This is a genomic window from Mesorhizobium sp. M7A.F.Ca.US.002.01.1.1 (genome assembly GCF_004022955.1).
In the GTDB taxonomy this organism is placed as follows: Bacteria; Pseudomonadota; Alphaproteobacteria; order Rhizobiales; family Rhizobiaceae; genus Mesorhizobium; species Mesorhizobium ciceri.
On record NZ_RZQE01001046.1, the window covers coordinates 1 to 486 of the forward strand.

The 486-nt window shown below is 64.4% G+C and carries 1 protein-coding gene; it reads right to left on the reverse strand.

From position 1 onward, the window contains the following. On the reverse strand, positions 1-341 hold a 341-nt coding region (locus EN932_RS37620), incomplete at its 3' end, for an AraC family transcriptional regulator (RefSeq protein ID WP_164890921.1). Between the last annotated feature and the right edge of the window lie 145 nt (positions 342-486).

The window sequence follows — 486 nt, forward strand, 5'->3', positions numbered from 1 at the left end:
GGCTCCACGAGGTCGAGGTTGTTGGTCGAGCCTTGCGCGCGTACCAGTTCCGGCGTGGTGCCGAACTGATCGCGGAAGGCACGGGTGAACGCCTCATGCGAGTTGTAGCCGGCGTCGAGCGCGACGGCGAGGATGTCGGGCGCTCCGCCGGCCAGCTTGCGCGCCGCCTCGGTCAGCCGGCGTGAGCGCATGTAACCCATCACCGAGCGGCCGGTTGCGGCGCCGAAGGCGCGCGTCACATGAAAACGCGACACGCCGCTGCTTTGCGCGACATCGTCAAGCGAGATCGCCTCCGGCAGATGGCTCTCGACGAACCACAGCGCTTTCTCGGTCGGGTTCATGGGGCTCCTTTTCGCATTGGCCGGATCATCTTGGCGTTTCCTGGCGCGGCCAGTTTGATCGAAATTGCGCATCCCGTGCAATCTGCGCCGATCCCATGGGCTTTCGCTTGACAGCGGGCCGCGTCATCTCCTAAGAATGTTATGT